The 7,315-nt window shown below is 75.9% G+C and carries 5 protein-coding genes and 1 pseudogene; all 6 read right to left on the reverse strand.

The genetic code is table 11. From position 1 onward, the window contains the following. Positions 1-2,730: AAA family ATPase (locus RKE29_RS26390; RefSeq protein WP_312008163.1), on the reverse strand; the 2,730-nt coding region annotated here is incomplete at its 3' end. Between the two features lie 93 nt (positions 2,731-2,823). Continuing rightward, on the reverse strand, positions 2,824-3,054 hold the full coding sequence (locus RKE29_RS26395; protein ID WP_312008164.1) for a hypothetical protein: 231 nt from the start codon (positions 3,052-3,054) through the stop codon (positions 2,824-2,826). A 441-nt stretch (positions 3,055-3,495) separates the two neighbouring features. Beyond that, a pseudogene (gene gatB / locus RKE29_RS26400) lies at positions 3,496-5,059 on the reverse strand (Asp-tRNA(Asn)/Glu-tRNA(Gln) amidotransferase subunit GatB). Positions 5,060-5,087: 28 nt separating this feature from the next. Next, positions 5,088-5,327 carry a hypothetical protein gene (locus RKE29_RS26405; protein ID WP_312008165.1) on the reverse strand — a complete coding sequence of 80 codons (240 nt, stop codon included), beginning with the start codon at positions 5,325-5,327 and terminating at the stop codon, positions 5,088-5,090. A 41-nt stretch (positions 5,328-5,368) separates the two neighbouring features. Further along, positions 5,369-6,862, reverse strand: coding sequence for an Asp-tRNA(Asn)/Glu-tRNA(Gln) amidotransferase subunit GatA (gene gatA, locus RKE29_RS26410; protein ID WP_312008166.1), 1,494 nt, complete (start codon positions 6,860-6,862; stop codon positions 5,369-5,371). Between the two features lie 5 nt (positions 6,863-6,867). After that, positions 6,868-7,164, reverse strand: a complete 297-nt coding sequence (gene gatC, locus RKE29_RS26415; protein ID WP_312008168.1) for an Asp-tRNA(Asn)/Glu-tRNA(Gln) amidotransferase subunit GatC — start codon at positions 7,162-7,164, stop codon at positions 6,868-6,870. Positions 7,165-7,315: the final 151 nt, after the last annotated feature.

Below are 7,315 nucleotides of genomic sequence, written 5' to 3' on the forward strand. Positions count from 1 at the left end.
CGCGCCACCGCCGGGGCCACCGCCCGCACCACCGCCAGGGCCACCGCCCGCACCACCGTCCGCGCTACCGCCGCGGCCACCGTCCGCGTCGCCCGCCGCCAGCAGCGCCTCGGCCCAGCGGAAGCGGGCGCGCGCCAGCTCGTACGGCCGGTCCACGGCCTCGAAGGCGGCCACGGCCTCGGCCCAGCGGCCCGGGTGGTCGCGTCCCCGGGCGCGCAGCAGCTCGGCGTCCACCACCAGCCCGTACGCCCGCCAGACCGGCAGCGCCTGCGGCAGGTGCCTGGCCGCCGCCCTGACGCGGTCCAGGACCTGCTCGCGGCCCTCGTCGGCGGCGGGCAGGCCGCGCGCGTCCGCCTCCGCCTCGGCGGCGGCGAGCAGCAGCGGCCACGCGTACCGGTGGGTGCCGGGCGGGAAGCCGCCGTCCAGGGCGCGGTCCAGGACGGCGCGCGCCTGGGTGATCCGGCCGCGCGCGGCGGCCAGGCGCAGGGCGTGGGCGTGCAGCTCGACGGTGTAGTGCGGCTGGGGGTCGTGCGTGCCGTACAGCTCCAGGGCGGTGTCGAACTCCCGCTGGGCGGTGGCCAGGTCGCCGCGGGCGTGGGCGAGGCGGGCGAGCCGGTTGGCGGCCGCCGCCCGGGGCTTGGAGCCCTGCGCGAGGCGGCGGGCGGCCAGGGCGGCGCGCTCCGCCTCCTCCCAGCGCCCGAGCGAGAACAGCGACTGGGACTCGTTGCCGTGGACCCAGGCGCGGGAGTCGGCGAGGCCGAAGCGGTCCAGGATGCGCGCCCCCTGCTCGGCCACCTCGACGGCCTCGGCCGACCGTCCGACGCTCTCCAGCGAGGAGGCCAGGTTGACGAAGCAGCGGCCCAGGACGCTGACCTCGCACAGCTCGACGGCGCGCGCACAGGCCCGGCGCATCTCGGCGAGGCCGCCCTCGACGTCACCGGACTCGATCTTGAAGTGGCCGAGGGTGAGGCGGGCGTTCAGCTCGGTGCCCTCGGCGCGGACCAGGCGGCCCAGCTCCACGGCCCGCTCGGCCGTCGCGTACCCCTCGGGGCCGGGGCTGTGGGTCATGGCCCAGCCGGCGGCCTGCGCGAGCACCTCGGCGTGCACGGCCGACGGCGGCAGGCCGCGCACCAGCTCCTGCGCGCGGGCCAGCTCGGCCCAGCCGTCGCCGCGCGCCAGGCCCTCCATGAGCTTGGAGCGCTGGGTCCAGAACCAGGCGGCGCGCAGCGGGTCCGCGGCCTCGTCCAGCATGCGCAGCGCCCGCTTGGCGACGGCCAGGGCGCGCTCGCGCTGGCCGGACAGGTGCGCGGCGACGACGACCTCGGCGAGCAGGTCGAGGTGGCGCCCGGCCTCGTCGTCGCGACGGCAGGCCGGGTACGCCTCGGCGTGGTCGAAGGGGCGCTGCACGCGGCGGACCTCCGCGGGCGCCCCCTCCCACAGCTCCAGGGCCCGCTCCAGCAGCCGCAGCTGCTCCGCGTGCGCGTACCGCCGGCGGGCGACGGCCGAGGCGTGCAGGGCGGCGGGCAGCGCCCTGGCCGGCTCGCGGGCGCAATACCAGTAACTGGCCAGCCGGGCGGCGCGCTCCTCGGCCCGCACCAGCGCGGGCTCGGCCTCCAGCGCTTCGGCGTACCGCCGGTTGAGGCGGGAGCGCTCGCCGGGCAGCAGGTCGTCCAGGACGGCCTCGCGGACCAGCGCGTGCCGGAAGCAGTAGCCGCCCTCGTCCCGCGTGGGCTGGAGGATGTTGGCGCCGACGGCGGCCCGCAGGGCCTCGATGAGGTCGTCCTCGCCGAGCCGGGCGACGGCGCGCAGCAGGTCGTACTCCACCGCGGAGCCGCCCTCGGCGGCCGTGCGCACCACGCGCTGGGCGTCCTCGGGCAGCGCCTCGACACGCACCAGCAGCAGGTCCCGCAGGGAGTCGCTGAGGCCGGTGGCGCAGCCCTCGGTGATGCTGCGGGCGATCTCCTCGACGAAGAAGGCGTTGCCGTCGGTGCGCCGGAAGACGCGGTCCACCAGCGCGCCGTCCGGCTCGGCGCCGCTGAGCCCGGCGAGCTGGGCGCGGACCTCCTCGCGGGTGAAGCGGGGCAGCTCGAACCGCCGCACCGCGCGGATCCGGTCCGCCTCGGCGAGGAAGGGGCGCAGCGGGTGGCGGCGGTGGATGTCGTCGGAGCGGTACGTCGCCACGACCAGCAGGCGGGCGCTGAGCAGGGCGCGGAAGAGGTAGGCCAGCAGCTCGCGCGTGGAGCGGTCGGCCCAGTGCAGGTCCTCCACGGCGACGACCAGGGGGCGGTCGGCGGCCAGCCGCTCCAGCAGCCGCACGGTCAGCTCGAACAGCCGGGCCCGGCCGTCCTCGTCGTACGACTCGCGGGCGGTCTCGCCCAGCTCGGGCAGCAGCCGGGCCAGCTCGCCCTCCTGCCCGGCCGCCGCGCTGGCCAGCTCGTCGCCCAGCCGCCGCCGCAGGGCGCGCAGCACGGTGGACACGGGCGCGAACGGCAGGCCGTCGGCGCCGATCTCCACGCAGCCGCCCAGGGCCGTGACGGCCCCGGCCGCCCCGGCCGCGGTCAGGAACTCCTCCAGCAGCCGGGTCTTGCCGACACCGGCCTCGCCGCCGACGAGCACCACCTGGGGCTCGCCCGCGGCGGCACGGGCGAGCGCGTCGGTGAGCGCGGCCAGCTCCTCGGCGCGCCCGACGAACACGGGGCTGACGGGTGTGGTGAGCACGGGATCGAGCATCGCACAGGGGTCTGACAGCCGGGCCCGGCGCGAGCCGCCGCGACGGGGTGCGGGCGGTGCGCCGGGCGGTGCGGGCGGGAGCGGGGGCGGCGGTCAGGCCGCTGTGCGCCAGGGGCCGCGAGGCCCCCGGTCCCGCCGCCAGGCCACCCGCCCTCCGGGCTCGCCGGTGCCGGGTCCGCCCCGCCCCCGTCGGCGGCGGAACCAGCCCCGGCGTTCGGTGCGGCGCGTCGCCTCGCGCAGCAGCCGGTGCCGGTCGGCCTCGCGCAGCAGGTCGGCCTGGCGGGCGAGGTGCAGCTCGTGGTGGAGCATGTCGAGGTGGGACATGGCGTTCTCCCTGGTGTGACGGGCTGGTGAGGTGCTTCCAGCCTCGTCTGCCAGGTGGGGCCGCCGCATCGGGTTTTTGCCCGATGTCCGGCGCGGCCGAAGCCTTAGGACGGTGGCCGCACGGGCCCGCGGCCGCCTTAGGCCGCCGGGAGGCGGTCCGTACGGTGTGACGGACCGCACGGCGGGCTCCCTGTCACGGCCGCGCCGCTGGCGTCGGCTGCCATAAGGACCGTCAGCGGGACGCCGGAGACCGGGCCTGAGCACCCAGGGCCATAAGCGCCATAAGCGCCGTGGTTTCCCCTCCCGGCCCCGCACCCGCCGACCCGTACCCGCCGCGGCCCGGCGCCGCCGTCCGCGAGCGGCCGTACGCGAGGGCCCGTACGCGCGGGAGGGCCCGGCCGAGGCGGCCGGGCCCTCCCGCGTCGCGGCGGCGAGCCGGTGTCAGCCGGACACGCCCAGCCGCTCCAGGATCAGCTCGCGCGCGCGGGCCGCGTCCGCCTGCCCGCGCGTGGCCTTCATCACCGCGCCGACCAGCGCGCCCGCGGCGGCGACCTTCCCGCCGCGCACCTTGTCGGCGATGGCGGGGTTGGCCGCGATGGCCNGCGGCGACCTTCCCGCCGCGCACCTTGTCGGCGATGGCGGGGTTGGCCGCGATGGCCTCGTCGACGGCCGTGCCCAGCGCGCCCTCGTCCGAGACGATCTTGAGGCCGCGCCGCTCCACGACCTCGTCCGGCTCGCCCTCGCCCGCGAGCACGCCCTCGATCACCTGGCGTGCCAGCTTGTCGTTGAGCGCGCCGTCGGCGACGAGCGCGCACACGCGCGCGACCTGCGCCGGGGTGATGGGCAGGGCGGCCAGGTCGGTGCCCTCCTCGTTGGCGCGGCGGGCCAGCTCGCCCATCCACCACTTGCGGGCCTGGTCGGCCGGGGCGCCCGCGTCGGCGGTCGCGATGATCAGGTCGAGGGCGCCCGCGTTGAGCACGGAGCTCATCTCGTGCTCGGAGATGCCCCACTCCTCGCGCAGCCGGTTGCGGCGCACGCGCGGCAGCTCGGGCAGGGTCGCGCGCAGCTCCTCGACCCACTCACGGGCCGGGGCGACGGGCACCAGGTCCGGCTCGGGGAAGTAGCGGTAGTCCTCCGCCTCCTCCTTGACCCGGCCGGAGGTCGTGGTGCCGTCCTCCTCGTGGAAGTGCCGGGTCTCCTGCACGATGGCGCCGCCGCCGGAGAGCACCGCCGCGTGCCGCTGGATCTCGAAGCGCGCCGCGCGCTCCACGGAGCGCAGCGAGTTGACGTTCTTCGTCTCGGAGCGGGTGCCGAACCTCTCGGCGCCGTGCGGCCGCAGGCTCAGGTTCACGTCGCAGCGCATCTGCCCGGCCTCCATGCGGGCCTCGGAGACGCCGAGGGACCGGATCACCTCGCGCAGCTCGGTCACGTACGCGCGGGCGACCTCCGGAGCCCGCTCGCCCGCGCCGACGATCGGCTTGGTGACGATCTCGATGAGCGGGATGCCCGCGCGGTTGTAGTCGAGCAGCGAGTGCGAGGCGCCGTGGATGCGGCCGGTGGCCCCGCCGACGTGCGTGGACTTGCCGGTGTCCTCCTCCATGTGGGCGCGCTCGATCTCCACGCGGAAGGTCTCGCCGCCGACCTCGACGTCCAGATAGCCGTCGTACGCGATCGGCTCGTCGTACTGCGAGGTCTGGAAGTTCTTCGGCATGTCCGGATAGAAGTAGTTCTTCCGGGCGAATCGGCACCACTCGGCGATGTCGCAGTGCAGCGCGAGGCCGATCCGTACGGCGGACTCCACGGCGACCGCGTTGACGACCGGCAGCGAGCCGGGCAGGCCGAGGCAGGTGGGGCAGGTCTGGGTGTTGGGCTCGGCGCCGAGCGCCGTGGCGCACCCGCAGAACATCTTGGTCCTGGTGCCCAGCTCCACGTGCACCTCCAGGCCCATGACGGGCTCGTAGGCGGCCAGTGCGCTGTCGTACGACACCAGTTCGGTGACGGTCACGGAAAAGATCCAGCCTCTCCAGTCGGCCTCAGTCGGCGAGGACGTCGTCGCCGCCGCGGCGCTTCAGCTCCCGCAGCAGCAGGGCGACGCCGGTGACGATGGCGGCGGCCGAGACCACCGCGTCGGCCAGTTGCAGCCGGTCCTGCTCCGCGCGGGCGGTACGGGCCTGTTTCACCACGCTGACCGCGCCGAACAGCGTGGTCGCGATGGACAGGTAGGTGCCGGGCCGGGACTTCTTGAAGCCCTTGGCCTTCTTGATCGCGCTCACAGCGTCTCTCCGTTCGATTCTCTGGCTGTCTGCGGCCGTGCTCACAGGGCCGGTGCCTCGTCGAGCAGCGGGTGGCCCCAGCGGGCGGTGAAGGCGGTCTCGACCGCCGCGCCCACCCGGTAGAGCCGGTCGTCAGCCATGGCCGGGGCGACGATCTGGAGGCCCACCGGCAGCCCGTCCTCGGGCGCGAGGCCGCACGGCAGCGACATGGCCGCGTTGCCCGCGAGGTTGATCGGCAGGGTGCACACGTCGGCCAGGTACATCGCCACGGGGTCGTCCGCGCGCTCGCCGATGGGGAAGGCGGTGGTGGGCGTGGTCGGCGAGACCAGCACGTCGACCTGCTCGAAGGCGCGCGCGAAGTCGCGGGTGATGAGGGTGCGGACCTTCTGCGCGGAGCCGTAGTACGCGTCGTAGTAGCCGGAGCTGAGCGCGTACGTGCCGAGCATGATGCGCCGCTTGGCCTCCGGTCCGAAGCCGGCCGCGCGGGACAGCGCGGTGACCTCCTCGGCCGACCGGGCGCCGTCGTCGCCCGCCCGCAGGCCGTAGCGCATGGCGTCGAAGCGGGCCAGGTTGGAGGAGACCTCCGAGGGGGCGATCAGGTAGTAGGCGGCCAGGCCCAGGTCGAACGACGGACAGGACAGCTCCACGACCTGCGCGCCCAGCTCCCGCAGCAGCTCCACCGACTCGGTGAAGCGCCGCATCACACCCGGCTGGTAGCCCTCGCCCGCGAACTCCCTGACGACGCCCACGCGCAGCCCCGCCACGTCGCCGCGGCGCGCGGCCTCGACCACCGGCGGCACGGGCGCGTCGACGGAGGTGGAGTCCAGCGGGTCGTGCCCGGCGATGACCTCGTGCAGCAGCGCGGCGTCCAGGACCGTACGGGCGCACGGGCCGCCCTGGTCCAGGGACGAGGAGAAGGCCACCAGGCCGTAGCGGGACACGCCGCCGTAGGTGGGCTTCACGCCGACGGTGCCGGTGACGGCGGCGGGCTGCCGGATGGAGCCGCCGGTGTCGGTGCCGATGGCCAGCGGCGCCTGGTACGAGGCGAGCGACGCGGCCGAGCCGCCGCCGGAGCCGCCCGGGACGCGGGTGAGGTCCCAGGGGTTGCGGGTGGGGCCGTAGGCGCTGTTCTCGGTGGAGGAGCCCATGGCGAACTCGTCCATGTTCGTCTTGCCGAGGATGACCACGTCGGCGTCCTTCAGGCGCCGGGTCACCGTCGCGTCGTACGGCGGCAGCCAGCCCTGGAGAATCTTCGAGCCGCAGGTCGTCGGCATCCCGCGCGTGGTGAAGACGTCCTTGAGCGCCAGCGGCACCCCGGCCAGCGGGCCGAGCCGGTCGCCCCGCGCGCGCTTGGCGTCCACGGCCCGCGCCTGGTCGAGCGCGCCCTCGCGGTCGACGTGCAGGAAGGCGTTCACCTTCTCGTCCACGGCCTCGATGCGGGCCAGGTGCGCCTCGGTGACCTCGACGGCGCTGACCTCGCCGACGGCGATCTTCTCCGCGACGGCCGCCGCGGTGAGCCTGGTCAGGTCGGTCATGGCGATCAGTCCTCTCCCAGGATCCGCGGCACCTTGAACCGCTGCCGCTCCTGCGCGGGGGCGCCGGACAGCGCCTCGCCCGGGTCGAGCGACGGGCGGACCTCGTCCGCGCGCATGACGTTCGTCAGCGGCAGCGGGTGGGAGGTCGGGGGTACGTCCTGGTCGGCGACCTCGGAGACGCGGGCGACCGCGCCGATGATGTCGTCGAGCTGTCCGGCGAAGTGGTCGAGCTCTTCGGCCGTCAGCTCCAGACGCGCCAGCCGGGCGAGGTGGGCGACCTCCTCGCGCGTGATGCCAGGCATGCGGCGTTCCTCTGGGTGAGAGCGGTGGTTTCGGCCCAATCCTATGGCCGGGGCCGCGGCGGAGGCGAAACGCTTTACGGGGCGGCGGGGGCGGTGTCGCCCGGGCCGGCACCGGCCGCGGCGGGGCCGGGGCGCTCGGGCGCGGACGCCC

The sequence above is a fragment of the Streptomyces sp. B1866 genome (assembly GCF_031932565.1).
Lineage (GTDB): Bacteria > Actinomycetota > Actinomycetes > Streptomycetales > Streptomycetaceae > Streptomyces.

Excerpts from the sequence above, each read along its gene's own strand:
- gatC (WP_312008168.1), bottom strand. The coding sequence starts at position 7,164 with ATGCCTGGCATCACGCGCGAGGAGGTCGCCCACCTCGCCCGGCTGGCG.
- gatA (WP_312008166.1), bottom strand. The coding sequence starts at position 6,862 with ATGACCGACCTGACCAGGCTCACCGCGGCGGCCGTCGCGGAGAAGATC.
- RKE29_RS26395 (WP_312008164.1), bottom strand. The coding sequence starts at position 3,054 with ATGTCCCACCTCGACATGCTCCACCACGAGCTGCACCTCGCCCGCCAG.